Genomic DNA, 25,209 nt, shown 5'->3' on the forward strand with positions numbered 1-25,209 from the left:
GCGGCTAAGACCGGTCGTGAAGCGTCACGTGGTAACCGTCGGGGTCGGCGAAGGTGAACGTGCGGCCGAATGGACCGTCAATGGGGGCGGTGACCCCCAGCGTGAGTTCGTCGAAACTGATCTCCTTACAACTCTTATTGTCATGGGTTCTGTGCCGGAGGAGACTTGTGGCGACGGCATCCCATCTGGGGCCGCCCGCGAGGCCACTGAGCTGCGGGGCATCGCAGTACCCAAAAGCGGCTTGGTGGATCGATGAGCTCCATGACACCCCTTGAACTGGCCACTCAGCGATGGCGCTATCTCTTACCCTTGCTGGTTATCGCACTCATTGGATGTCTCGGTGGGTGCGACTCCAAGCCCGACGACGTCTCCCTCCCGTCCACAAGTTTTTCGACAACGGAGGCTCGCACGGCCCCGGCACAGCCGGACGGTGGCGCCCCTCGAACAGTCCCACTGCTGCCGGAGAGTGGCGACCTCGACGCCGGCACCTACCGCGTCCTCGTCAAGGGCTACTCGGCGCCTTTCGAGATCACCGTCCCAGCCGGTTGGTCGACTGACGACGGCGATGGTGTGGCCAAGGACGACCCGAATCACCCTGATGAATGGGGGGTCTTCGTGGGTTGGTGGCCCGCCGAGTATGTGCCGACGGACGCATGCGCTTGGGAGGGCGCGCTCGTCAAGATCGATCCGTCAGTTAAGGACTTCGTTGACGCGTTGACGGCGCAGACGTCAACAGCGAGCACCCCTCCCGTCAAGGTCAAGGTGGGTGATTACTCCGGCTTCGAGTTCGACCACTTCGTCAAGGGCGACGTGGACATCGCAGCCTGCGACCGCGGCAAATTCTGCATCCACTCTGAATTCTCAAACGAATGCACACGCTGGTACTCGAGCGCCGCTGAGCGCGAAACCTACCGGGTGATGGACTTGAACGGCAAGCGCGCTGTGAGCTGGGTGGTCCAATTCCACGAATCGATCAATCCGGAGCTGACGAGAGAGGCACGCGCCGTTTTCGACTCGATCGTGTTCAGTCCCGGCAACTGATCAGGTGATGCGGTAGATCGGAGCGCATCGCGATTCTATGTCTCACCCAGGCCATTCCTCGTGGCCCCAGCGAGCCAGCGCATCAATCGCCTCCCGCAAGGCGAGCCCCCTATCGGTCAGCGCGTAGGCCCGCGTGTTGTGCCGGAGGGGCAGGCGGGACAGTACGCCAGCGGCCTCGAGCTCGCGCAGTCGGGTCGCGAGAATGTTGGTCGGCACTCCGAGGTCGCGCTGCAGATCGCCGTAGCGCTGTGGCCCGTCGAGGAGCCGCTCCACGATGAGCAGGGCCCACCGCGCTCCGACGACGTCGAGGGCCGCGGCGAGATTGCTCACGCGGTCGGATCGACGTCCGGCTTCATCCAAAACGGCGAGTAGTGGTAGCCGTCGGGGTCGTCGAATTGACGCTGGTACATGAAGGGGTAGTCGTCGGTGTCACCGATCCGGCCGCCGGCGGCACGGGCGCGTTCAATGAGCTCGTCCACCGCCTCCCGTCTGCCGAGGTCGAAGGAAACCGTAACCTTCGAGGGGGTGTCGGGTCCTCCGACCAGTTCCTCGGCGCCGCCGACGCTCGCGTACATCTCGCGGCTGCCGAGCATGACGTACTGCTCCGGTGCGATCGCGAAGCATGACACGTTGTGATCGGACATCTCGGTGTTAAGGGTCCAGCCGAGGGCGGTATAGAAAGCGGTCGCGCGCTCGACGCTGTCAACAGGGCAAGTGATGAAGAGGCTCATGCGGCCCATACTTGCAAAATGCAAGTGCGGCGTCAATGGTTGTTCGCGCACAATGTGCTTTGCGCGTCCTGCACGCCAGGCCGGAGGCTCGTGGTCTCTCCTGTTAACCGAATGACTTGTATTAGTGGTGGATCACGAGACTGGGAAAAACAGGGTGCGCTGGCGCTGCACGTCGTGCTCGAGTTGCGCGACTGACCGCACCTCGGCAATTGCGGATGTGATCTCGTCTCGGACGGCGTCGACGTTTCTGTGCTGGTTTCCCATCATCCAAGCGTACGGAGTTGGAAGACATACAACAGAGGCCACGGCCCGAAGGCTCGTGGTCTCTGCTGTTCGCTCTAGAGATGAGATGTGAGAGAGGGACCCGCCCAAACCCGCGGGATGTGAGAGAGGGACCCCCCAAACCCTAGGGATGTGAGAGAGGGACCCGCCCAAACCCGCGGGATGTGAGAGAGGGTTACATGTCTGCGAGCGCGCCGCCAGGGTTCTCGATCGCGTCGGCAACGTACCGGAGGAAGCCGGCCGCGGTTTCGCCGTCGCACACGCGGTGGTCGAAGGCGAGGGTCAGCTCGGTGACCTTGCGAACGGCAAGCTCGCCGTTGACTACCCAGGGCTTGTTGATGATGCGGCCCACGCCGAGCATGGCGACCTCGGGATAGTTGATGATCGCGGCCGAGCCGTCCACGCCGAACACACCGTAGTTGTTCAGCGTGAACGTGCCCGAGCCCAGTTCCGTGGGGGTCGCCTTTCCGTCACGGGCGACGGCGGTGAGTCGGCGGATCTCTGCGTCCAGTTCGCGGGCACTCAGCTGGTGCGCGTTCCGTACGGACGGGACCACGAGCCCGCGGTCGGTTTGGGCGGCGAAGCCGAGGTTGATTCCTTCAAACCCGACGATCTCCTGAGAGCCGTCCCCCGCGGTTTCAAAGCGGGTGTTCAGGGCCGGGTACTTTTTTAACCCAGCCGTGACAAAACGAGCGATGAAGGCCAGCAGACCAGGGGTATCGTGTGGTGCGCGCTTCTTGAGCTCGGCACGCATTTCCAGCAGTGCGGTTGCATCGACGTCCACCCAAACGGTGGCTTCAGGGATTTCCGAGCGGCTGCGGGTCATGTTCGCGGCCACGGCCTTGCGGACTCCACGGACAGGCGTCCGCGCAGAGACAGACAAACCGGTACGGCTATCAACGGCACCCGCAGAAACAGGAGCAGAAACGGGAGCAGCAGGAATGGCAGCAGCAGAAGGCACAGCAGCAACCGAGGGCGAAGCAATAACAGCCTCCACGTCCCTGCGCATGATCAATCCACTGGCGCCCGAGCCCTCAATAGCGTCGAGGGAAACACCGTGGTCGCGTGCCATTTTGCGGACAAGCGGAGAGATGACGGCACTGAGCTTGCCCGGGATGCGCGTTCCGGCCACAGCCGGCTCCATCTCTGGCACAGCAGCAGGCTCAGCAACAGCAGAAGCAACAACAGAAGCACTCGCCTTCCGCGGTCGGGTCCGGCCACCGGTGGCTCCCCCGGGCGTACCGTAACCAATCAGCACATTGCCCGAGCCCGCCTTTTCCTCGGTCCGGTACGTCTCGGCAGCAGCTTCCACGGCGGACGAAACGTCAAGACCCGAGGACACCGGCGATGGATCCACAGAACCAGCCGGAGCAGGAACAGGCGCGGCAGCGGGCGAACTCGCCGCAGAACCAGCGCGAGCGATCGAGATCAGCGGCTTGCCGACGTCGAGCGTTTGACCGGCTTCACCGTGCAACTCGGCGACGGTGCCGGCGTAAGGCGAGGGCACCTCAACCATGGACTTGGCGGTCTCAACCTCGGCGATGGGCTGGTCAACCACAATCTCGTCACCCACGGCGACGAGCCAGTTCACCAGTTCGGCCTCGGTGAGGCCTTCCCCAAGATCGGGCAGTTTGAAGACCTGCATATCTGAACTCATGGTCAGTCCTCCCATTGAAGGTCGTCGACGGCGTCGAGGATGCGGTCGACGCTTGGCAGGTAGTAGTGCTCCAGCTTGGGAGACGGGAACGGGACATCGAAGCCGGTCACGCGCAATACGGGAGCGGCGAGGTAGTGGAACGCGCGTTCCTGGACGCGGGCCACGATCTCGGAGGACACGGACGCGAATCCGTGCGCTTCGGCGATCACGACGGCGCGTCCCGTCTTGCGTACGGACGCGCAGACGGTTTCGTCGTCGAAGGGGACGAGAGTGCGGACGTCGATGACCTCGAGTGAGCGGCCCTCTTCGGCGGCGGCAGCGGCAGCGGCGAGCGCGGTGGGGACCGACGGGCCGTAGGCGATGAGCGTCGCGTCCGTGCCGGGACGGGCAACAGCTGCGCGGCCCTCGGTGGAGGTGCCGGCGTCGTGCTCTGCTCGCAGGGCACCCAAGTCCACCTGGTCCTTGGACCAGTAGAGCTTCTTGGGTTCCATGAACATGACGGGGTCGTCGGAGTCGATGGCTTCGCGGAGCATGCGGTAGCCGTCGGCCACGGTGGCCGGGGTGTAGACCTTCAGGCCGGCAGTGTGGGCGTAGTAGGACTCGGAGGAGTCGCAGTGGTGTTCCACTCCCCCGATGCCGCCGGCGTAAGGAACACGGATGACCATGGGCATTTTGAGCTTGCCCTTGGTGCGGTTGTGCATTTTGGCTACGTGGCTGACGATCTGTTCGAAGGCGGGGTAGGCGAAGGCGTCGAACTGCATTTCGATGACGGGTCGCATGCCGTTGATGGCCATTCCTACGGCCATGCCGACGATGCCGGATTCTGCCAGCGGGGTGTCGAAGCAGCGCTGTTCGCCGAACTCGGCCATGAGGCCGTCGGTGATGCGGAAGACGCCGCCCAGCATGCCGACGTCCTCGCCGAATACCAGGACGGACGGGTCATTGCGCATGGCGTCGGCCATGGCGGTATTCAGTGCCTTGGCCATGGTGAGGCTTTGCGGGCCGGTGGCCTCGGCAGTGGCCGCGGCGGAAGCGGCGGCGCTGGCGGTGGCTGCGCTGACGTTGGCTGTGGTGGTGCCGGTGGCACTGGTGGTGACGGTCATTTTGCGCTCTCCGTTCCCGTGTTGGCGCTTTCGGCGCGGGCGAGTTCGCTGGCCAGCAGTTCGGACTGCTCTTTCAGCTGCGGGGTGGGCTTGGCGAAGACGTACTTGAAGAGGTCCAGCGGCTGCACCGGAACGTCCTCCCCCAGGCCTTCACGGAGCTGGGTGGCCACGGCTTCGGCATGCGCAGCGATCCGCTCATTGGCGGAATCGTCCAGCAGGCCCTTATCCGTGAGGTATGACTTCATGCGCGTCAGCGGATCCTTGGCCTGCCATTCGGCAACTTCGCTGTCCGGACGGTAGCGGGTGGCGTCGTCGGCGTTGGTGTGGGCTTGCATCCGGTACGTGTGGGCTTCGATCAGGAGCGGGCCGGATCCTTCGCGGGCCAGCTTCACGGCCCGGTCCATCACGGCGAGCAGTGCGACGAGGTCGTTGCCGTCAACGCGCTCACCGGCCATGCCATAGCCAACAGCCTTGTGGGCCAGCGACGGCGCCACGGACTGGTGGCTGAGCGGTACGGAGATGGCGTACTTGTTGTTCTGCACGAAGAAGATGACGGGCAGGTGGAAGACGGCGGCGAAGTTCAGTGCCTCGTGGAAGTCGCCTTCGCTCGTGGCGCCGTCGCCGCACATGGCCATCACTACAGTGTTTTCACCGCGGAGCTTGGCAGCGTGCGCGACGCCGACGGCGTGGAGCAGCTGGGTGGTCAGCGGGGTGCATTGGATGCCGACGTTGTGCGCGCTGGGGTCGTAGCCGCCGTGCCAGTCGCCGCGGAAGATGGTCATCACCTCAACGGGGTCCACCCCGCGGGTCATGACGGCGACGGCGTCGCGGTAGGTGGGGAACAGCCAGTCACCTTCGCTGAGGCACATGGCAGCTGCAACCTGGCAGGCTTCCTGGCCGTGGCTTGAGGGGTAGACGGCCATGCGGCCCTGCCGGACCAGCGCAGAGTTCTGATCGTTGACGCGGCGTCCGACGACGAGCTGCTCGTAAGCGGCCATCAGTTCAGAATCGCCGGGTGTGGGGTATTCGTGGCCGGGTTCGGTGCCTTGCTCGTCATGGGAGCGGAGGGTGCCGTCCGGGTTCACCATTTGGATCTGGTGCCGGGCGGGGAGCATGTAGTCCTCAACGCTGATGCCGAATTTTGTCCGAACGTCAGCAGCTTGGTCCTCTACAGCCGTTTCCGGCGCAGAGTGATCTGCGTGGATCGTCATTGGTCCGTCCTTCTCTAGCCACTATGTGCTTCCAGTATGTTCCCCGGCTCTGTTTCGTATCCAGCTTTCCGCCGAATCATGGAAGCCCTTGCCTAAACTGGGTATTCTGAAAGACGAATTGCAATTGTGAGCTGGGTAACGTGCCTGTGTTGTAGACGAATTGGAGAGCCAGTGAGCGAGGCCGAGGCGGAGCAGACCGCCGTACCGCTGGACAGCGTGGACCGGGACATCATCCGCGAGCTGACCACCGACGGGCGCATGTCTATTACGCAGGTGGCGGAGAACGTCCACATCAGCCGCGCCCACGCGTACACCCGGATCGCCCGGCTCACGGGCGAGGGCGTGCTGACCAAGTTCACGGCGCTAGTGGATCCCATCAAGGCGGGCCTTCGGTCCTCTGCCTACGTGACGTTGAAGGTTCAGCAGCACTCCTGGCGCGAATTGAAGGAGCAGCTCCGCGCCATCCCGGAGATTCACCACATCGCATTGGTGGGCGGCGACTTCGACGTCATCCTCCTAGTCCGCGCCACAGACAACATCCACCTGCGCCGAGTCATCTTCGATCAGCTGCAGTCCATGGACGGGATCCTGGACACGCAAACCTTCCTGGTGTTCGAGGACGTAGATACCCGGTGACCTTCAAACGAAAGCTCGCCTGGACGCTGGTGGCTTGCGTCCTGGCGGGTGTCCTGTGGCTGGTCGCTGCCTTCCAGCTCTTCCACAACCCGCCCCGCGCCACTCCCCAGAAGACCGACGCCATTGTGGTGCTGGGCGGCATGAGCAACGAACGGCTCCCGGTGGGCCTCGCCTTGCGGGAGCAGCTGGGCATCCAGGACCTAGTGGTTGTCACCACCGGGCTGCCAGCCAACGTCGGCTCGGACAAGTTTTGTGAAGAGCACGACGGCGCCACTCACCTGGACTGCTTCCGTCCGGACCCGCTGAACACCAGGGGCGAAGCGTTGCGGCTGCGCGACCTTGCGGCAGAACACGGATGGACTTCCGTGACCGTTGTGACCTCCGACTACCACGTCCAGCGGGCCGGCACCCTGATGAAGCAATGCATCGCTGCTGACGTTCATATGGTGGGTACGGAGCCGGAGCTCTCCCCCGCGGCGTGGGTGTGGCGATTCGTGGTGGAAACGGGTGGTCTGTTGGATGTGTGGGTGCGGCCGGAATGCTGAGTGGGCTGGGATGGCCATCCGGCCGGGACATCATGGCCAGCATCATGAGCGGGCTCGACTCCTACTTTTCGCTAGGCAAGCCGGACGTGGTGATCGTACGAGGCGACACCACCACCTCTACTGCATGGGCAATCGCCTGTTTCTACCACGGCGAACCATTGATCCAGGTAGTACCAGCCTCCGAAGACCACCAGCCAAATCACTTTCCTGCGGTGGACGCCCGAGCACCAGCCGAGCAAGCCTGCTAGCCGCAGGTGTGGCCGCTGAGGACATCGTGGCGACAAGCAATTCGGGCTAATGACACTTGTTTACCAACGTGCACCAGCATTTCCGTTCTCGGATACTTGGCTGGAGTCGCTCGCAGGACGGATACAACACGTCGCTTCAGCGTCGCTGGCGATTGCTTCCAAAGTTGCAAGTTCATGACAACGGTGCCCGAGATTTAGCCTGCCGTCGCCGAGCATCCCTCCCCAGCCAGATCAACACTCCCGGCGACTCGCTTTAGGCGAGCGCTATCACTACAAAGAACGCTGTAACAAGCGACAGGCCAACCAAACCAACGAGAACTACTAGCCGCAGTTGCCGGTGCTTGGCTTGCCGCCGCGTCTCTTTACTGAGGCTCATGAACCGAGGATGCGACATGAGACCGACTCTAGTTGTCCTCCATAAGCCAGAGATTTCCTGCGCATCACAACCAGAGCCATTTGGGTAAATTCTTGGTTTCCGAGGCTAGTTGTCATCTCACTCCGTCCACACGATGTTCGTCTAAACGCTCGAACAGCGTGCGACGGTGAGGTCACATACGGCCTCTGCCCACTTGGGGGAAGAGAAAAGCAATCCGCAGCACAGGTAGAATCCAAGACATGACACAAGCCGTGGCGGGGGATGCACGACGCGCAATCTCGAGAGATACGGGTCGAAGGGGAAGGAACCAACTGCAGCAGAGCTCAAGGACGAAGGTTCCAACTCTGCTGACCCTCGGCGTGGCTTGGTTACTAATCGTTGATTCTCTTACTCGAGTAAGCGCCGGGCCGCTAAGCTTATCGGGGGCACTAACTCTGGCGACTGCACTGCTCTGCGCCTTCCTATCACCAATCATCATTCTCGGCCGCACTTCTCAAAAGAGCGGCAGTGGCAGAGCCACAATTCCGTGGCCGCTAACCGCCTTCGTTGTGGTTGCCCTCATTGCACTGGCGATGGAGCCGTCCGCAGAAGGCCTGCAGAACGTTGCCGTTTATACTATCTTTGTCGCAAGTGCGGGCCTCACGTCGGTGCAGGTTAGCCGAGCGGGAGCGCAGGCAATCGGCCACAGGATGCGGCTAGTGGGTTTGATAGTCACGTGCGCCTTCATAGTTACCAATTTGGCGGGTTTTCGGCTATTTAGTGAGAGAGCTTTCGGCCTAGTCGGACTCATTTTCTTGGCTGTGCTTATTCCCAACACACCCCGAAGAAAAATCGTACGCCTTGCACCGTTCCTCGTAGCGGGCGCGATAGCTCTCAGCCTGTCGAGAACAGCAACAGTTATCGCCATTGCAATGCTCATGTTCCTTGCATTGCGGGCTAGGAAGGGCTTGAAGTTATTGGCTTCACTGGGAATGGCCGTCGCGGCCGGTGGTCTCGCGTACTGGCTCTTCAACTTCTATGAACCTTTTCGAGAACGTTTCTTGGAAGGCGACGGCGGGGCTACAGTCGGTGGGGTCGAACTGAATACGTCTGGCCGTGCTGTCCTATGGGATATTACGTACAAGTCATCCCAGGAAGCGCCTGTCTTCGGGCATGGCCCAGGTTCCGCCTCAGCCCTCATAACACCGCTATTTCGCAACATTGGTCATCCGCACAACGAGTACTTGAGAATACTGCACGATTTCGGTTGGGTCGGACTAGTTCTCTTCGGGCTCGGTATGGTTATGCTACTGACGCGCATCGCGGCCCGAATAAGGCGCTCCGGAGACCCAATCCACTGGTCGGCACTACTCTCCTTGGTGGCAGTCCTGTCAGCCGCCATCACCGACAATGTGATCGTTTACCCCTTCATCATGCTGCCGCTTGGTTTGATTATCGGGGCGTCTCTGGGCCTACCTCTAGAACCAGAAAGTGAGCCGGAACCGTCTCACGGCGTCGGAAGTCCGAGAATAGAAGACGCTAGGCGGAACACGATTTCCGGGACTCCACGCGCCCGGAACTAGGCTTGTACGGCAGCAACGATGCGGGACATCTTCCTGAACTGCGAACAGCGTGATGTCGCCCCGCTCAAATCCTTTTGGGCTGTCCCCGCACGTTACTGGAGCACGATTCTTGACGTGATGTCGGCTGGACTCAGTGCAGGCCTTCTGCAGGAACGTCTGCCGCCCGCCATGCTGTCGAGACACAGGGCCTGCATGCTCACACAAAGGCCCGCCTTCCATACGGACGGCGGGCCTTTGTGAAATTTATGGACTCTCAAGTTAGCAAGCATCCACTGACGCAGCTCTGCGGGGGCTAAGAGCCTTTAGGCGATGTTACTCGTTCTGAAATCGGCCTGCGCCCCGCAGGCTCCACTTCGGTTCTGTAGTAACTATAGGCATATGCGTCGGGCCCCTTGGAGGGGAGTTGGTTAAGCACCATTCCGAGTACGGTGGATCCAACAAGCTCAAGCGCGTTCAAGGACTTTTCCAGATCATGGATCCGGAGCTTGTGGGAGCCAACGACGACCATTACGCCCCCGACATGCTGTGAAAGGACAGCCGCGTCCGTAACGGGTAGGAGAGGCGGCGCGTCGATTACTACGGAATCGAACACGCTCTCTAGACGTGACAGCAATTGCCTCATGCCTTCGGAGCCCAATAGTTCGCTGGGGTTAGGGGGGATTTCACCAGACGTCAGGACAAACAACTGGTCGTCTCCCCAGGGCTGGAGTAGGTCGTTGACGTCGGCCTTGCCTACGAGATATGTGGTTAAGCCGGCGTTTCGGTCAAGACCGAGGTATTCGCTGACCATCGGCCGCCTAAGGTCCGCGTCCACCAAACAAACAGACTGCCCAGCTTGCGCAAGTGCGATAGCAAGATTGATCGCTGTGGTGCTCTTTCCTTCACCAGGTAGCGACGACGTTACCAAGACAGACTTTGCCCGACCCGAAACGTTAGCGAACTGAAGATTTGTGCGAAGTTGGCGGAAGGATTCGGCGCGAGGGCTTTGATGCGCTGCCTGTGTCAACAACGGTTTTTTAGTGGCGTCCTGGTCATAAGTGATGCCGCCCAAGAGAGGAGCATCTGTCACCTTCCGCAGGTCCGCTTCCGTTCGAACGCGGTTGTCCAGAACCGTACGCAAGAGCGCTGCACCTACTCCAAGGACAAGCCCCACCACGAGCCCCAAAATCACGTTCAATCGGCCATTAGGAGCCGAAGGCGCCAGCGGAGCTTTCGCTGGTTTTATTATGGACAAGCTAACTGGAGAGGAGCCTCCGGTCTTAGGCTTCTCCAAAGTGTCCACGGTCCGAATTAGGCTGTCACCTACGGCCTGCGCTAGCGCAGCCGCTTGAACTGCGGACTCGTCAGCGACTGAAATCTTGATTAGCACGGTGTTGAGTTCGGTAGAAGCCGTAACGCGAGACGCCAGTTGTTCCGCCGTGACGTCGATGCCAAGGGAATCAATTGCGGGTTGAAGCACAAGCGGGGAATCGATCGTGCGAACGTATGACTGAACCCGTGCCTGGCTGAAGTTGTTGCCTTGCTGCAACTCTTGAACGGTGCCTGAGTTTTGAATCGCAACGAATAGTTGAGTTTCGGCGGTGTACGTAGGCTTGGAAATCACGGTTAAGACTCCACCCGCGAGAAGGCCCAAGAGAGTAAGTGCCGTGATCAAGATCCAGTTGCGACGGAGAATTCGCACATAGTCACGAATGTTCAAACCGGGTCCCCTTGGGTTGATAACTGAAAGTTGGCAATGGAAAAGCCATGTGGCGGCAGTGTGTCGACAGCAATTCTACGTGGATGCCCCGGCTCAACTCGGCATGAGACGACACCCGATGACCACTGAACGGATTCGTAACTAGTTCGCTCAGCCCCAGAGATGTGTACTCACAAATGGCGAACGCTGGTGACGAAGGCCATTCCGCCCGATATCGACTTCGGGCAAGTCGCCCCGGACTGGTGCTCAGGAAGGCAGTCATCAACTGCCCCAGCTTGTGTCGGAGTGTGTCCGGCGCAAGTTCGGATTCCGCTTGAGACGGAGGAGTTGCCACTGCTCCCGAGTATTGCGGATCAACCAGCTCTTGCATGAGCCCGCGAGGCCCCGGATCGATTTTTGGACTTCTGTCGGAAGTTCGTCGAGCCGAGTGCCATTCAGCTGGGCACTATTTCGGCGTCGCGCCAAGTCTGCGTACCAATCGTTCCGTATGACGTATCCAAGACCGATCGGTCTATTTGTCCGGTACTTGACAAGAGGCGTATCCAAAGTTGCCAACTTGATATTTCCCAAACGCAAGAGCAGACTAAAATCCTGTGCACGCAGGCACGCCTCGTCATATCCGCCAACATCTATTACTTGTTGCCGCCGGAACATCGCAGCCGGATGAGGAATCGGCATCTTCTTAGCCAGCTGTCGATCCCTGATATTCGAGCTATCTGTTGGCCACGACCCAGGCACAGGTCCACCCCATGTTCCAAACTCAAGTACCTGAGCTGATACAGCCCCAAGATCCGGGTCAAGTCTCAACTGATCGACCTGGAGCTCTAGCCGTTGCGGTAAGGAGATGTCATCTGCGTCCATGACCGCCACAAAATCCCCCCGTGCCGCGGCTATGGCTCGGTTGCGGCATACGCCCGATCCTGAGTTGGACTCCATACGAATAACGGAGATTCTGGGATCTTGGAAGTTCTTGGCCACGAAATCGGCCGTCCCATCTGTTGATGCATCGTCGACCACCAACAACTCCCAAGAGTCGAACGTCTGGTTCACTATCGACTGAATGGCGTCGCCGATTACCTGCCGATCGTTGAAAGTAGGCATGATCACAGAGACAACGGGTGTGCTGTGGTCACCGTTTCCGCTCACGAAAGTGTCACCTTCGAAGATGAGCTGAGCAGGTTCTGAACCTGGCCCCACATTGCATCAATGGAGGACCTCAGGAGCTGCTTGTGATCGCTTAGTTTCACCGTCTTGCCAGATGCCGAAATTTGGTCGAGTTGTCTCGAAACTGAACTAGGGTCGCTCGGATCTGCCAGCCATTCCTCGACTCCGAATTGGCTCAGCACTTCCCGATATTTGTGGGACCACGAGTGTGTTAGGACAGGCGTGCTTGTTGTCAGTGCGGCCAGTACGGCATGGTAACGACCAGAAACCACGACCTGGGACTCTGCGATGTAGCGCTTTGTTTCCCATCCTGTGAGGTCAGCTACTATGCGGATTGTCTCCTCAGACTGCAATTGCTGCAGAAGCTTTAGATCGCGAGAACCCTCGTGAAGAACCCCTACAACTTCAAGTTTGTGGCGGTGCGCCCAACGAATGCTCTCGAGGAGTGAGGCGCTGTAAGCACCTTTATCGCCGCGCTCCGCTAGATTCCAGTTTGGTACCAGAACCATTCGCTCCGCTCTCTGCGACTTTGTGCCCTGCAGCTCTTCGCCGATGGTGATGTCCGGGACAGGGTCGCAAAGATTAGCACCTAGCCCCAAATTTTCCAGGTGTTCCGCCGACGTTCTGTCCCGTGGATAAACCAATTGGCAGATCTCAAGCGCCTCGCGGCAGAGCTTCGCTAGCTCCGGACTTGTGAAAGATCCGTACGCCTGCGGCAAGGCGATGACCGGTACGCCGTGGCTATCCCACTGTTGATATTTCCGCTTCAACCATTTTGCCGTCTCGGTTCCCCAAGCGTCACCAAGCGCGAATCCTGAAGCATCCAAAACGCCAGACAGCTCTTTGATGTTGACAAAATTGGATGTTTTGAACCGCGGAAGAAACTTGTCCACCTTGTCGATTCGCGGATTACCAACATACTGAACCAGACCCAATTCTGCTGACAACGATGCATCGACCTTGCCGAAGGTTACCGCTGGCTGTAGGCCCATGCTCCGCAGGCGGCTTGCGGACGTTCTAAGAAGATGTTCGGCTCCGCGATTTCCAAGGAACTTATCCCCAACTTCAGCGCCACTTATCAGAATGGTTTTTAGCGCCATGACAATACCGTCCCAATATTCCGTTTGTGGCTCCTCGGAACCTCTTGACCATCAATCCCATATCCAATGGCTATCAACATGACAACCCTTTCATCTCTCTGCAGGCCCAAGGCTGCAGACATTCGCTTGTTCAACGAAGGGATCTCGGGCCAGTTGATGCAGCAGGAACTGACGCCTTGGCTTTCCAGGGCGAGAATAAATCCTGTGCTGAATAGACCGCCGTCGACGTAGATTGCATGTCGGTCTCGGTGATGCTCGTACCCTCGGTGTTGCCCTATCAGGACCCCGAGCAGGGGTATCTGCTGGGCAAAACCAGCAGTGCCCATAGGAATAGAGGCTACCTCGTCGAGAAGGTCTCCTTGTCCTATTAACTCAAGCCGGTAACTCTGACGATTACACGCACTTGGTGCAGTCAAGCCGACTTGCACGGCTCTTTCAACCACTTCTCTCGGCACGACGTCCGGCTTGAACCAACGTACCGATCTTCGGTTCATGGCGACACGGGAAACTTCGTCGAACGCTTTTTCCGAACTGATCGCGTGATACGGGAAGGGCGATAGATCGTCCGAAACGATGGAAGGGGCATGATCAGTCCCGTGCCAGCGCTTCCGAGCACGGATTATGCGATCGTCCGTCGACTGAAGGGTTGACTCAAAGTATCTTGCCAGTACGTCGCGGGCCCACTGAAGCTCGCCTTTGTCTTCCGTTTCTGCGTTGCGCAAATTCACGTACGTCTCAAGAGTGCCCTCAATGTAGTCAGCAGCGAAAGATTTCCGCATGGGACGGGAGATCAGCCCCTTCTCAATCCTGTGGACTGAACGACGCAGAAACATGCGATGGTTTCCCAGACGCTCCCCACTAAAGTGAAGATGGTTCCCCTGCATGACAGCAGTTTTTTCGTCGCCGAAGGCGCCTGTGAGGAGGAAGTATAGACCTGCCCCCAGTCTCGCCTGCGCCAGGTGGCTTGCCTTGCTGAAGACGGCCCGTTTCTGTCGTCGAAGTAACTCGAACATCCTGCCCGTTGCTGTCAACGTCTATTGCCTTTCATCTATTGCGCGGTGCGCAGTGAGCCGAACCAGTCTTTTGGAAAGCACCAGGCCACCGAACGCGAGACCGAGAAGACGCCGGCCCCGCTTGGTTGTTGCCATGCTCATTCCAAGGGAGAGTGGGTGGGCGACAGCGGCAGCTATTGCGGCACCGAGCACACCAAAGTATGGGATGAGCGCAAAATTTAACCCGGCGCTGCAGAGCAGCATCGTTAAGTTGTTTACAAGGCTAACGTTGTAGGCCTTCTCGATGATAATAAGTCGGCTCAGAAATTGCCGCTGGAAGACGAAAAATGTCGATATCGCATAAATCGGCATCAGTGCAGCTGCCGCTGAGAACTCCGGCCCATACAGCCACTCGATCAATGGTGGCCCTGCAAAGGCGAGTAATAATGTTGCTACCAAACCCATCAATCCTACTATGCGGCCACTTTTACGACAGTTCCTGGCATATCTTGACGGGGTGTGACTGGAACGAACGAGGCCATTGAAGAGGACCGTGACCATGCTCGTCGCAAGAATTACAGAAGCCTCCACTGGACGACTTGCAGTTGAATATTGCCCAACACCTGATTGGCCTATCAGGGCACCGACAATGAAGATATCGATGCGCTGCGCAAGCGATGAGAGCACATTCCCCAGCCAAAGGCTTCTTAGCGTCCAGACCTGCTCAAAGCCAGATTTCAGTTGCCGGAAGGCCGAACCTAGCAGGCGAAGCTTGAAGCCGGATCCTGGCAGTACCACAAGCTGCCACAACGCTGCCTCACATCCCTGCCAAATTAGAACACCCGCAAGGTCACCCTGATTTGCCGCGATGAACTTCGGGGCCGCAACCACGATAACCGCCAATATGCGAGCGATTCCCATGGACAGAAAGTGACCTTTGGCAGACTTTCCGAGCTCCCCGACATCAAAGGCACCAATGGCATAGCCAGCAAAAAAGACTGCGATTCCAACTGGGCTATCAATTATTTCCGTTGAGGCAATGAGTAGAGTTCCAATTAAAAATGTTGGAAAAATCAAGACTAGTCTAGATGAGACTAGTGCGAGCAGAGCGGAGTTAACATTATCACCGGAAGTCAGAAGTTTATGGACGGCAGCGCCCGCCAGGCCACCCACTGATATTGACTGCATCAGTGCCGCACCAGCTAGAAGCAATGACAATGCACCTAGTTCGTTTGCACCCGTGCTTCTACCCAGAAGAATAGTCAATACAAAAAGGCTTAATACACGGAGGACGATGCCTGCTGTGAGAATACCCGTGCTAGTTGCCGTGGAAACAAGTTTGCGGAACCCACCACGCTGCGGGCCGGGCGTGGGGGCTTTCACTCGCGTCTGGGTAGACTGCATTCAGGCTCGTTCATCTCTCGTACCAAGCTTGCGGAGAAGCTATCAGGTGGCAATTCTGGCAACTTCACGGGCTGGGTTGCCCGCAACGACCGACTCAGCCGCAACGTCCTTGGTCACGACCGAGCCGGCACCAATTTTTGAGTTGCGACCGATACGGACCCCGCCAATAATGACAGCATTGGCACCAATTTCAACACCATCTTCTATCGTCGGGCACGGACCGCCCGGAACCTTGTTCCCGATAACGACACCGTTGCGGAGGATTACTCCAGATCCGATGACTGAATGATCATTCACCACAAGCCCAAAACCGTGGTAGATAGTGAGCCCTGGACCAATAAAGGTCTTAGGCCGCAGCTCAAACCCAAACACAATTTCCGAAATGATTCGGTAGATTGCAATAAACGGCAGAGATATTTTTCTAGGGCGGGTGTTGTCACCCATTAGCCACTGGCAGACTCTCAAAACTAGCAATCCCAGTTGGGCTTTCGGGTCTCTGGGATTTGCTCGTCTATCTGCTGACACATACCGACTAAGATCGTTCAGATTATTAATGCCTAGTCGCATAGTCCGTCCGCTTTCTGGTTCTGATCGCCTTTTGATAAACCGCTACGACTCCATCGACCCAAGCATCGGGAGTATAGGCTTGCTTATAGCGAGCGAGTGACTGCTCTGCGAAGAGCTCGCGCCCATCGTTCACTACTTGCACTGCCTCCTTCACATCTTCAGGATCGCTGTATACAACCCCGTGTTCGTGCAAAGATATGTCGTCTGCCGCGCTGTTGCCCGCCCTAGCGACGACTGGGAGTGCTGCTGCGAGTGCCTCCAGATAAATCGTCGGAAGCCCCTCAGCCCAACTGCTCGGTAGAACTAGCCCCTTAGCTGCGCTCAACTCAGACAGCAATACCGCCCGGGGTACGTTACCAGAGAACGTGACATTCGATCCTGCAAGGTCCATGGCTTCTTCGAGACACGGGCCATCCCCAAAAACGCTCAGGAGTTCATCGGAGGGCCAATTCCGAAGCAGATCGGTTATGCCCTTCTCCTGAGTGAGGCGCCCGGCGTAAATCCAGTGCTTACCCGCCCCTGGCGTTCCCGTCCTCTTATCTCCACTAACGAAGTTAGGTATTATCGTACAATTTTCAGGCGACAACCCTAGTTCGCGGTATGTACGCAGTGCTCGATCCGAGAGGAAAACCAACTCATCAGCGCGTGAGAGAACAGGGTCATGAGTCAAGCCTCGCGATGATCGAATCGCCAGTGGCAGCGTCGCAATTTTTGAGTCTTTATAGCATGCATGAATGACTGCGTTGTGGTGACCTGACTGAGGGCACTTAGTACACGTCTGTCCATCACGAAAGAGTGTTGCCGCGGCACATACAGGCCTGAAGTTGTGAATTGTCGCAACAAGGGGGCCATCCCAGGTACCCAACCAATGAGTAGAGTAGTTAGGGAACAAGTTATGGACGTGAACAACATCCGGGGAAAAGTTGTTCAGTCGTTCGAGTGGGCTTTCACCACCGCCGCTAATGATATTAACGGCGGTCCTGAGTTTGTATAGTGGCTTATCTGACAACTGGTCGGTTCGCACATCTACAAGTTCAACTTCGTGCCCGCTGGAACGAAGTGCTTCCACTTGCATCTCGACTACATTATTTTCACCGCTCGGAACAGCGCCAGAGTAAAAACTGTGGACGACGGCAATCTTCACCGTGTCAGGCTGCTTCTCGTGGCCGCATACAAGAACACGGCGTTACCCCACGCATAGCGCTTCCACAAGCGTCTAGGTTCCGAAAGAAGACGATGGACCCATTCCAGCCCAATGGCTGTAACCCACTTAGGTGATACGGCTTTTGTTCCAGCAGAGAAATCGAATGCCGCACCGACGGCGGCACACATAATACCGACAGAGGCAAGTCTCGCAGCCTCGTAGTCTTGCTTAGGCGTTCCCAACCCGACCCAGACTATCTCCGCCCCCGAGGCCCTGATCTGGTCATCCTGTGCCTGCAGTTCCTCAGGAGTGAGCTTCCGAAATGGAGGACTGAAGCTTCCCACAATTTCCACGCCCGGGTAACGAGACTCGAGACTGCGTTGGAGCTTTAGCAACGTTTCGTCAGTGGACCCAAGCAAGTAGTGGCGAAGCCCTACTTCTCGTCCGCGATCCATGACTGCCTCGAAGAGCCCTGGGCCTCGAACCTGGTGGAGTCTTCGCTGTAATACTGAGATCGGTTTCCCGTCAGGGAAGTTCAGTGCAGCCTCGGAGACACATTTCCTGAATCCACTATCTGTTTCGGCGAGAGCAATGCTGTACGCGTTCAGAAAGTGGATATCAAGGGCTGTGCCTCCGGCCTTGACCTTACTGATTATTACGTCGACCGCTTGGTCTGGCGTGGAAGTCGCGAACGGCACGCCTGCAAACTTGACCTTTTCCATTGGACCCCCTGCAATGATTACCCCGGCCGATGCATGGAAACACATCGAGACTTGCGGGAGTGCTGAGTCATCTCCCGCGTAGGACAAGTGTATCAATTGACTAGCCTTGTCATGATTTGTTGGTATAAGACGTCGCAACGAAACGTGACCGTAACGCAGTGGCTGTCGAAAACCGGTATGCTGACGGCGTTCGGCCACCCAATGATCGGACGCCACAACCAGCGTGGCGTCCAGAGGCCGCTAAACATTTTGGACTCATGACACAGACTCAGGGGGAACTGCGTTGACTAAACGTGCCTTCATCACCGGTATCACAGGTCAGGACGGCTCCTACCTTGCGGAACTGCTCCTCGCGAAAGGATACGAAGTTCACGGTCTCATCCGCCGTGCTTCCACCTTCAACACGGCTCGCATTGATCACCTTTACGTAGATCCCCACGACCCGCGGGCAAAGCTGTTCCTTCACTACGGTGATCTTAGTGATGGGGCACGCCTTGTGACTTTGATGGCCGAAATTCAGCCGGATGAGGTTTACAACCTGGCAGCCCAGTCACATGTCCGAGTCTCTTTCGACGAGCCGGAACACACTGGTGACACCACAGGAATCGGCTCGATTCGTCTCCTTGAGGCGGTTCGTATGTCTGGTATCGAAACGAGGTTCTACCAGGCTTCGTCTTCAGAAATGTTCGGGGCCACTCCTCCACCCCAGGATGAAGACACTCCGTTCTATCCCAGGTCGCCATATGGCGCAGCCAAGGTTTACAGCTACTGGGTAACCAAGAACTACCGTGAGGCATACGGCATGTTCGCGGTGAACGGCATTCTCTTCAATCATGAGTCTCCTCGGCGCGGCGAAACATTCGTAACACGCAAGATCACGCGAGCGGTTGCGGCCATTAAGGCTGGTCGACAGGACCTTCTGTATATGGGCAACCTCGATGCCGTACGTGACTGGGGCTACGCAGCCGAGTACGTGGAGGGCATGTGGAGAATGTTGCAAGCCGACGAACCGGAGGACTTTGTTCTCGCTACCGGCGGAAACTACACCGTGCAGGACTTCTTGCAGATTTCATTTGACCATGCGGGCCTGGACTGGGAAAAGTACGTACGTTTCGACGAACGCTACCTGCGTCCCACCGAGGTCGACGCCCTTGTCGGAGATGCTTCAAAGGCGCACGAGAAGCTCGGATGGAAAGCCACGGTTCAGACGCCGGAACTCGCACGAATCATGGTCGATGCTGACATCGAGGCACTTAATCATGCGGGAAATCACTGGATCGACACCGTCGACCTTGAAAGCTGGAAGAACTGATGTCCGAATCGTCTGCGTTTGAGCCGGGCGTCCTCGACAGGGACGGCACCTTCTACGTCGCCGGCCACGGTGGCTTGGTGGGGTCGGCCATCTGGCGACACCTGTCATCTGAGGGTTTCACGAATTTGGTGGGTCGAAGTTCCTCGGAGCTCGATCTTAAGAATCGCGATGCTGTGTTCGAGTTTTTCTCTCAGGTCAAGCCGCGTTATGTCGTACTGGCAGCGGCAAAAGTGGGGGGCATTCTCGCGAACCAAACCCACCCAGTGGACTTCCTGAGTGACAACTTGAGGATTCAAGTCAACGTCTTGGATGCCGCTCTCGAACACGGAACAGAACGTCTACTGTTCCTTGGCTCTTCATGTATCTACCCGAAGTTTGCCGCACAGCCAATCCGAGAGGACTCGCTGCTGACAGGCCATCTCGAACCCACAAACGATGCGTATGCCATTGCAAAAATTGCGGGAATTATGCATGTGCAAGCAATCCGCCGCCAATACGGATTGCCATGGATATCAGCCATGCCTACGAATCTGTACGGCCCCGGCGACAACTTTTCACCGACAGGCTCCCACGTGCTGCCAGCACTCATCCGGCGCTACGATGAAGCAGCCTCGTCTGGAGCCACATTGGTAACTAACTGGGGATCTGGCTCACCGCGCCGGGAGTTTCTCCATGTTGATGACATGGCGTCAGCATGCCTGCACCTTCTCGAGAACTATGACGGCCCCGAGCAGGTCAACGTCGGCACAGGGACGGACGTGACTATCAAGGAGTTGGCCCAGACTGTTGCGCGAGCTGTCGGCTATTCAGGTGAAATTGAATGGGACACGTCCAAGCCTGACGGTACGCCTCGAAAACTCCTGGATGTTTCGCGTCTTACAGATGCAGGCTGGACTTCATCCATCGACTTGGAAGCCGGAATACAGTCAACGGTTGAATGGTATCGCTCAAATCTTGAGAACGTCCGTACGTAGCCATTGGTTAGTTCGCAGTTCCGGAAGGGAATGGGGGCTCTTTGAGTCGGGAAAAGGATTGGCAGCTTGAGGCATCCCGGAGACTTCGGATTGTAGATGCTTTCGTCATCATATGGGCTGTTGTAGGCGCTTACGTAATTCGCTTCGGGGTAGATCCTAATTTCGTCATTTCCGGCGAAGAGCCAAATTATATTTGGATTTCAGCCGCAATTGCCATCGTTTGGTGGTTCATGCTTGGGGCGTGGAACAGCCGGCAAAGTCGCATCCTTGGTGCCGGTCCAGACGAGTACAAGAGGGTGGCCGCCGCTTCTCTCTGGTTATTCGGACTTATTGCAATTTTCTCCTATGTTCTGAGAATTGAGCCTGCTCGAGGTTATGTAGGAATTGCACTACCAGTGGGGTTGGCCGGCTTACTCCTTGCACGGTGGCTTCTTCGCCAGCACCTCAGCGTAGCGAGGCAAAAGGGCAAAAGCATGTCCCGACTCCTGCTTCTGGGCGGCCCCAGTGCTGTTGCCCATCTCGCAGCGTCGCTACACAGTGCTAAACATTCCGGATACCTGCCTGTCGCCGCCTACACGCCTGGGGCAGCAGCTCGGACAGGCATTGAGCAGGATTCGGGGCTCCCGGTTCTAGGAAACGGAACCGACACTGAGTCTGTCCTGGCCGCGATCGACAGCTGCCAGGCGGACGCTGTTGCCGTATCTGCTGGCGTGCAGCTGCATCCCCAAACAATAAGACATCTTGGGTGGGAACTGGCAGCTAGGAACGTTGGACTTATCATGGCCCCCGCTCTTACCGACATTGCGGGCCCAAGAATCCACACCCAGCAAGTCGCTGGCTTGCCGTTGATCCATGTCACGACACCATCATTGGAAGGTGGGCAGCGCGTAGCCAAGCGGCTGTTTGACATCTTGGTTTCGGGTCTTCTGATTGCTTTCACCACGCCACTTATGTTGGCGATCGCGACTCTCGTAAAGATCGAAAGCAAAGGTCCCGTTCTATTCAAGCAAGATCGGGTTGGCATCGAGGGACGGCATTTTCAAATGCTCAAATTCCGGTCGATGGTTGTCGATGCGGAGGCTCGCTTAGCGGAACTTCAAGGTCAGAACGAGGGAAGCGGCTTGCTCTTTAAGATTAAGGATGATCCGCGAATTACTCGGGTTGGTCGCATCCTACGGAAATATAGCCTTGATGAATTACCGCAACTTTTCAATATCTTCATGGGCTCAATGAGCTTGGTTGGTCCCCGACCTCCTCTTCCTCGAGAGGTTGCGGCTTACGAACACGATGTCCGCCGGCGTTTGTTGGTCAAGCCAGGACTAACTGGACTTTGGCAAGTCAGCGGAAGATCTAACTTGTCTTGGCAGGATTCAGTGAGGCTGGACCTCTACTACGTTGAGAATTGGTCCCTTGCCGGCGACTTAGTCATTATTCTCCGCACCGCTCGCGCAGTATTCCACGGCACTGGTGCTTACTAGCCCAACAGGGCTGAAACTTTGGAAGGAACCACTTATGCGTATATCAGTTATAGGCTGCGGCTACCTCGGCGCCGTTCACGCGGCCTGCATGGCGAAGCTGGGTCATGACGTGGTAGGCATCGACGTTGACGAGCGGAAAATCGCCGAGCTTTCAGCTGCCAGGGCGCCATTTTACGAGCCGGGTCTCGAAGCCCTTCTTGAAGAGGTCCAAGAAACCGGAAGACTGACATTCACCACAGACATGGCGGCTGCAGGTGGGCGGGACGTTCATTTCATCTGCGTGGGAACCCCTCAAAAGAAGGGGGAAAATGGAGCAGACCTCACTTTTGTTGATGCGGCGACCATAGGCCTTCTCCCCTATCTGGCACCAGGGGATGTCGTCGTCGGCAAGTCTACGGTCCCCGTCGGGACGGCCGCCCGACTTTCGTCCTTAGTTGAGGCACGTCAGCCGGAAGCACACTTAGTTTGGAATCCTGAGTTCCTCCGAGAAGGACACGCCGTATCTGACACGCTGCTGCCCGACCGATTCGTTTACGGCGTTGCAGACGGTTCCGAGGAGCATCCGGCCGTCCTCGTCCTGGATGAGCTCTATGCCACGCCTCTCTCCAACGGTACGCCGAGACTCGTCACGGATCTGCCAACCGCCGAGCTGGTGAAGACAGCTGCAAACTCTTTCCTCGCAACGAAGATTTCTTTTATCAATGCAATGGCTGAGCTATGCGAGGCCGCCGGGGCTGATGTGACTCGGCTCGCTGATGCCATTGGTATGGACGACAGAATCGGTCGGAAGTTCCTTCAAGCTGGTATCGGTTTCGGAGGTGGCTGCCTGCCTAAAGACATCCGCGCATTCATGGCACGCGCTGGGGAGCTCGGAGCTGATCAAGCCCTGACTTTCTTACGCGAAGTGGACGCGATCAACATGCGTCGCCGAAGCCGAGTGGTGGAGTTGACACGTGAACTATGCGGGGGCGGTCTCCTTGGAAAGCGCATTACAGTACTCGGCGCCGCATTCAAGCCCGAAAGCGACGACGTAAGAGATTCTCCGGCGTTGAGCATCGCTGCGCAGCTCCAACTGCAAGGCGCGGTAGTGACGGTCACTGATCCAAAGGCGCTATCCAATGCGTCTCGGCGGTTTCCTGAACTCCAATATGAGCAGGACTTGGACGCCGCCACACAAAACGCAGACGCTGTGCTGCTTCTCACTGAGTGGCAGGAATACCGGGAACTTGATCCGCACGTTCTTAAGGAAACGGTGGCAATCCCTCGCATTCTGGATGGCCGTAACGTGCTTGATCCAGCTAAGTGGCGTTCGGCGGGCTGGCAATACCGTGGCCTCGGACGGCCGTAGGCATGAGCGCCAGGAGCGGGAAAAAGCCGGAGTCCACAAAGACCGCAAGTGCCAAATCAGCACGTGCTAAGACGCGACGCCGTCGGCGTTTTGCAATCGCTGGGGGATTGACGGCGTTCATCCTGATCGCAGCCGTTTCCGCTGCTGCCTGGCTGGGATCGAGAGCGGAGTTGATTAAGTCTGAGCTAACAGCAGCCACAAAGCTGCTCCCTACGCTCAAGACCCAGATCGCTTCCGCTGACGCTGAAGGTGCGTCCAGGACGGTTGAAGCACTTACGGCCCACACTGGGTCGGCCAGAAGCGCCGCAGGGGATCCACTGTGGAAAGTGGCTGCAGTTCTTCCTTGGATAGGACCAAACCTACAAGCGGCCAGCGAAGTCTCGTCCGCTGCGGACGATGTAGCGCGGCTGGGGGCGGCCCCGCTTGTGAAGGTGTTCCGATCACTGGATTGGAACACATTGACTCCTAGCTCCGCCGGAATCGACCTCGCTCCTCTCAAAGCCGCCGCACCTAGCGTGCAGTCAGCCGCACACGCAGTCAGGGAGTCTGCCCAGCGTCTAAACCGCATCGATGAGTCAACACTCCTACCTCAGATCTCCGATCCGCTCGTCTCTGCGCGGAACGAACTTACAGGGCTGAGCAAGGGGCTTGATTCTGCCTCGGACGCCGCCAATTTAGCCCCAGCAATGATGGGAGCAGACACCCCTCGGCGCTATCTACTACTTTTTCAAAACAACGCGGAGTCCAGGGCTACGGGGGGTATACCCGGCGCTCTCGCCGTTCTCAGCGTTGATAAAGGAAAACTCTCTCTGGGGTCTCAAACGACAGCCGGCCAGCTTGGCGCCTTCCTTCCGCCGATCTCCGTTGACGGGGAACAGCAGGCCATCTATTCCGCGCGTATGGGCAAATTTATGCAGGACGTCAACCTGACACCCGATTTCGCAACGACAGCGAGCACAGCTCAGACCATGTGGGAGAAGAAAAATGGGGAACGCCTTGACGGTGTCCTCTCCATCGATCCTGTCGCGCTGAGTTTCATCCTCGACGCGACGGGGCCGGTTGAGCTAACGCAGGCGCTTACTCAGCAGTTTGGTGATGATCTCCCGTCTGAACTCACAAGTAAGAATGTTGTTCCAACGCTGTTGTCTGATGCCTACGCCAAAATCCAGAATCCAAACCTCCAAGACGTCTACTTCGCTGGAGCGGCCGCAGAAATATTCGCAGCTATCTCGGATGGAAGGAGCGACCCAAAGAATCTCATGGAGGCGATTTCTAAGGGAATCGACGAGCGGCGAATCCTGCTATGGTCCGGATCCAAGGACGAACAAGCCACTATCGGCAAGTATTCAATTGGTGGACTCGTCTCGGGTTCAAGCGTTGTGCCCACCCAGTTCGGCGTGTACTTCAATGATGGCACCGGGGCCAAAATGGACTATTGGATTAAGCGGAACGTTCAGGTCGTCAGAGACTGCACCCGCGACGGCTACCGTGAAGTCGCATTGAGCGTCACGAGCACCAACACGGCCCCAGAGGATGCTGCAGTCTCCCTCCCGGAATACGTCACTGGAGGTGGTGTATTCGGGGTTCCGGCGGGCACGGTACAGACGAACATCGTCGCGTACGGACCGGCCCAAGCGAATGTTGACACTGTTGTCAAGGACGGACTACAAATACCGTTTGCAGCGCAACGGCACGGGCAGCGAGCCGTCGGCACATCAACCATCAAGCTGGCACCAGGTGAAAGTACTACGCTAATCTTCAATTTCGGTCACATCGTTCAACATTCTGAGCCTCAGTTGGTTGTCACACCAACGACTCAGCTTGTCAAGGACGTCATCAAGACACCGGTTGCCAGTTCCTGTGAATAGGAGAAGACTTACACGTTAATCCTTTGTAACGGCTCTGGATTTTCT

23 protein-coding genes and 1 pseudogene are annotated in these 25,209 nt (G+C 57.7%); 10 read left to right on the plus strand and 14 right to left on the minus strand.

Annotation, left to right across the window (positions count from 1 at the left end):
• Positions 1 to 4: 4 nt before the first annotated feature.
• Positions 5 to 94 (minus strand): annotated as a pseudogene (locus ARUE_RS24550) (VOC family protein); the annotation flags it as partial.
• Positions 95 to 252: 158 nt separating this feature from the next.
• On the opposite strand from ARUE_RS24550, the gene ARUE_RS16485 reads away from it, so the two are divergent.
• Entirely contained in the window at positions 253 to 1,041 is a 789-nt protein-coding gene (locus ARUE_RS16485; RefSeq protein WP_014922524.1) for a hypothetical protein, read from the plus strand.
• Between the two features lie 42 nt (positions 1,042 to 1,083).
• Here the strand turns inward: ARUE_RS16485 and ARUE_RS16490 are convergent, their stop codons facing one another.
• The 5 genes from ARUE_RS16490 to pdhA form a co-directional block, all read right to left on the minus strand.
• Positions 1,084 to 1,371, minus strand: coding sequence for a winged helix-turn-helix transcriptional regulator (locus tag ARUE_RS16490; protein ID WP_014922525.1), 288 nt, complete (start codon positions 1,369 to 1,371; stop codon positions 1,084 to 1,086).
• Positions 1,368 to 1,772 carry a VOC family protein gene (locus tag ARUE_RS16495; protein WP_043471431.1) on the minus strand — a complete coding sequence of 135 codons (405 nt, stop codon included), beginning with the start codon at positions 1,770 to 1,772 and terminating at the stop codon, positions 1,368 to 1,370. The genes ARUE_RS16490 and ARUE_RS16495 overlap by 4 nt, the downstream gene beginning before the upstream one ends.
• Positions 1,773 to 2,229: 457 nt before the next feature.
• Entirely contained in the window at positions 2,230 to 3,711 is a 1,482-nt protein-coding gene (locus tag ARUE_RS16500) for a dihydrolipoamide acetyltransferase family protein (RefSeq protein ID WP_162486172.1), read from the minus strand.
• A gap of 2 nt (positions 3,712 to 3,713) precedes the next feature.
• Entirely contained in the window at positions 3,714 to 4,814 is a 1,101-nt protein-coding gene (locus ARUE_RS16505) for an alpha-ketoacid dehydrogenase subunit beta (protein WP_014922528.1), read from the minus strand.
• Positions 4,811 to 6,025: a pyruvate dehydrogenase (acetyl-transferring) E1 component subunit alpha gene (pdhA, locus tag ARUE_RS16510; RefSeq protein ID WP_014922529.1), complete on the minus strand. Its 1,215-nt coding sequence runs from the start codon at positions 6,023 to 6,025 to the stop codon at positions 4,811 to 4,813. Before pdhA ends, ARUE_RS16505 begins: the two co-directional genes overlap by 4 nt.
• 171 nt (positions 6,026 to 6,196) lie before the next feature.
• On the opposite strand from pdhA, the gene ARUE_RS16515 reads away from it, so the two are divergent.
• The 4 genes from ARUE_RS16515 (at position 6,197) to ARUE_RS23435 (ending at position 9,392) form a co-directional block, all read left to right on the plus strand.
• Positions 6,197 to 6,661: an Lrp/AsnC family transcriptional regulator gene (locus ARUE_RS16515; protein ID WP_014922530.1), complete on the plus strand. Its 465-nt coding sequence runs from the start codon at positions 6,197 to 6,199 to the stop codon at positions 6,659 to 6,661.
• On the plus strand, positions 6,658 to 7,206 hold the full coding sequence (locus tag ARUE_RS16520; RefSeq protein ID WP_014922531.1) for a YdcF family protein: 549 nt from the start codon (positions 6,658 to 6,660) through the stop codon (positions 7,204 to 7,206). The genes ARUE_RS16515 and ARUE_RS16520 overlap by 4 nt, the downstream gene beginning before the upstream one ends.
• A gap of 44 nt (positions 7,207 to 7,250) precedes the next feature.
• Positions 7,251 to 7,454, plus strand: coding sequence for a UDP-N-acetyl glucosamine 2-epimerase (locus ARUE_RS16525; protein ID WP_162486173.1), 204 nt, complete (start codon positions 7,251 to 7,253; stop codon positions 7,452 to 7,454).
• Between the two features lie 615 nt (positions 7,455 to 8,069).
• Positions 8,070 to 9,392, plus strand: a complete 1,323-nt coding sequence (locus ARUE_RS23435; RefSeq protein WP_014922533.1) for an O-antigen ligase family protein — start codon at positions 8,070 to 8,072, stop codon at positions 9,390 to 9,392.
• 292 nt (positions 9,393 to 9,684) lie between these two features.
• Here ARUE_RS23435 and ARUE_RS16540 read toward each other — a convergent pair whose 3' ends face one another.
• From ARUE_RS16540 to ARUE_RS16575, 8 genes are all read right to left on the minus strand, one after another.
• Positions 9,685 to 11,091 carry a tyrosine-protein kinase domain-containing protein gene (locus ARUE_RS16540; protein WP_081589151.1) on the minus strand — a complete coding sequence of 469 codons (1,407 nt, stop codon included), beginning with the start codon at positions 11,089 to 11,091 and terminating at the stop codon, positions 9,685 to 9,687.
• A 261-nt stretch (positions 11,092 to 11,352) separates the two neighbouring features.
• Positions 11,353 to 12,237: a glycosyltransferase family 2 protein gene (locus ARUE_RS23440; RefSeq protein WP_162486174.1), complete on the minus strand. Its 885-nt coding sequence runs from the start codon at positions 12,235 to 12,237 to the stop codon at positions 11,353 to 11,355.
• Positions 12,234 to 13,355 (minus strand): polysaccharide pyruvyl transferase family protein, encoded by a 1,122-nt coding sequence (locus ARUE_RS16550; protein ID WP_014922535.1) that lies wholly within the window; start codon positions 13,353 to 13,355, stop codon positions 12,234 to 12,236. The genes ARUE_RS23440 and ARUE_RS16550 overlap by 4 nt, the downstream gene beginning before the upstream one ends.
• Complete coding sequence (locus ARUE_RS16555; RefSeq protein WP_162486175.1) at positions 13,346 to 14,386, minus strand: nitroreductase family protein; 1,041 nt, start codon at positions 14,384 to 14,386, stop codon at positions 13,346 to 13,348. The genes ARUE_RS16550 and ARUE_RS16555 overlap by 10 nt, the downstream gene beginning before the upstream one ends.
• Positions 14,387 to 14,389: 3 nt before the next feature.
• Positions 14,390 to 15,730 (minus strand): lipopolysaccharide biosynthesis protein, encoded by a 1,341-nt coding sequence (locus ARUE_RS16560; RefSeq protein WP_162486176.1) that lies wholly within the window; start codon positions 15,728 to 15,730, stop codon positions 14,390 to 14,392.
• A 63-nt stretch (positions 15,731 to 15,793) separates the two neighbouring features.
• Positions 15,794 to 16,195, minus strand: a complete 402-nt coding sequence (locus ARUE_RS16565; protein WP_162486177.1) for a serine O-acetyltransferase — start codon at positions 16,193 to 16,195, stop codon at positions 15,794 to 15,796.
• A 106-nt stretch (positions 16,196 to 16,301) separates the two neighbouring features.
• Positions 16,302 to 17,462 (minus strand): glycosyltransferase family 4 protein, encoded by a 1,161-nt coding sequence (locus ARUE_RS23795; RefSeq protein ID WP_014922539.1) that lies wholly within the window; start codon positions 17,460 to 17,462, stop codon positions 16,302 to 16,304.
• Positions 17,459 to 18,184, minus strand: coding sequence for a WecB/TagA/CpsF family glycosyltransferase (locus tag ARUE_RS16575; protein WP_043470581.1), 726 nt, complete (start codon positions 18,182 to 18,184; stop codon positions 17,459 to 17,461). The genes ARUE_RS23795 and ARUE_RS16575 overlap by 4 nt, the downstream gene beginning before the upstream one ends.
• Before the next feature lie 283 nt (positions 18,185 to 18,467).
• On the opposite strand from ARUE_RS16575, the gene gmd reads away from it, so the two are divergent.
• From gmd to ARUE_RS16600, 5 genes are all read left to right on the plus strand, one after another.
• On the plus strand, positions 18,468 to 19,496 hold the full coding sequence (gene gmd, locus ARUE_RS16580; protein WP_014922541.1) for a GDP-mannose 4,6-dehydratase: 1,029 nt from the start codon (positions 18,468 to 18,470) through the stop codon (positions 19,494 to 19,496).
• Entirely contained in the window at positions 19,496 to 20,470 is a 975-nt protein-coding gene (locus ARUE_RS16585; protein WP_014922542.1) for a GDP-L-fucose synthase family protein, read from the plus strand. Before gmd ends, ARUE_RS16585 begins: the two co-directional genes overlap by 1 nt.
• Positions 20,471 to 20,511: 41 nt before the next feature.
• On the plus strand, positions 20,512 to 21,948 hold the full coding sequence (locus ARUE_RS16590; protein WP_014922543.1) for a sugar transferase: 1,437 nt from the start codon (positions 20,512 to 20,514) through the stop codon (positions 21,946 to 21,948).
• Positions 21,949 to 21,982: 34 nt separating this feature from the next.
• Positions 21,983 to 23,296: a UDP-glucose dehydrogenase family protein gene (locus ARUE_RS16595; protein WP_043470584.1), complete on the plus strand. Its 1,314-nt coding sequence runs from the start codon at positions 21,983 to 21,985 to the stop codon at positions 23,294 to 23,296.
• A gap of 326 nt (positions 23,297 to 23,622) precedes the next feature.
• A complete protein-coding gene (locus tag ARUE_RS16600) occupies positions 23,623 to 25,164 on the plus strand; it encodes a DUF4012 domain-containing protein (RefSeq protein WP_286139779.1) in 1,542 nt (513 codons plus the stop codon).
• The last annotated feature ends 45 nt before the right edge of the window (positions 25,165 to 25,209 follow it).

Origin of the sequence: Arthrobacter sp. Rue61a (assembly GCF_000294695.2) — a bacterium.
GTDB lineage: Bacteria > Actinomycetota > Actinomycetes > Actinomycetales > Micrococcaceae > Arthrobacter > Arthrobacter aurescens_A.

Coding starts and splice junctions, on each gene's coding strand:
- ARUE_RS16595 (WP_043470584.1), top strand. CDS start 21,983: ATGCGTATATCAGTTATAGGCTGCGGCTACCTCGGCGCCGTTCACGCG.
- ARUE_RS16585 (WP_014922542.1), top strand. CDS start 19,496: ATGTCCGAATCGTCTGCGTTTGAGCCGGGCGTCCTCGACAGGGACGGC.
- ARUE_RS16505 (WP_014922528.1), bottom strand. CDS start 4,814: ATGACCGTCACCACCAGTGCCACCGGCACCACCACAGCCAACGTCAGC.
- ARUE_RS16495 (WP_043471431.1), bottom strand. CDS start 1,772: ATGAGCCTCTTCATCACTTGCCCTGTTGACAGCGTCGAGCGCGCGACC.
- ARUE_RS23435 (WP_014922533.1), top strand. CDS start 8,070: ATGACACAAGCCGTGGCGGGGGATGCACGACGCGCAATCTCGAGAGAT.
- ARUE_RS16485 (WP_014922524.1), top strand. CDS start 253: ATGAGCTCCATGACACCCCTTGAACTGGCCACTCAGCGATGGCGCTAT.
- ARUE_RS16525 (WP_162486173.1), top strand. CDS start 7,251: ATGAGCGGGCTCGACTCCTACTTTTCGCTAGGCAAGCCGGACGTGGTG.
- ARUE_RS16565 (WP_162486177.1), bottom strand. CDS start 16,195: ATGGGTGACAACACCCGCCCTAGAAAAATATCTCTGCCGTTTATTGCA.
- pdhA (WP_014922529.1), bottom strand. CDS start 6,025: ATGACGATCCACGCAGATCACTCTGCGCCGGAAACGGCTGTAGAGGAC.
- ARUE_RS16500 (WP_162486172.1), bottom strand. CDS start 3,711: ATGAGTTCAGATATGCAGGTCTTCAAACTGCCCGATCTTGGGGAAGGC.
- ARUE_RS16550 (WP_014922535.1), bottom strand. CDS start 13,355: ATGGCGCTAAAAACCATTCTGATAAGTGGCGCTGAAGTTGGGGATAAG.
- ARUE_RS16575 (WP_043470581.1), bottom strand. CDS start 18,184: ATGGAAAAGGTCAAGTTTGCAGGCGTGCCGTTCGCGACTTCCACGCCA.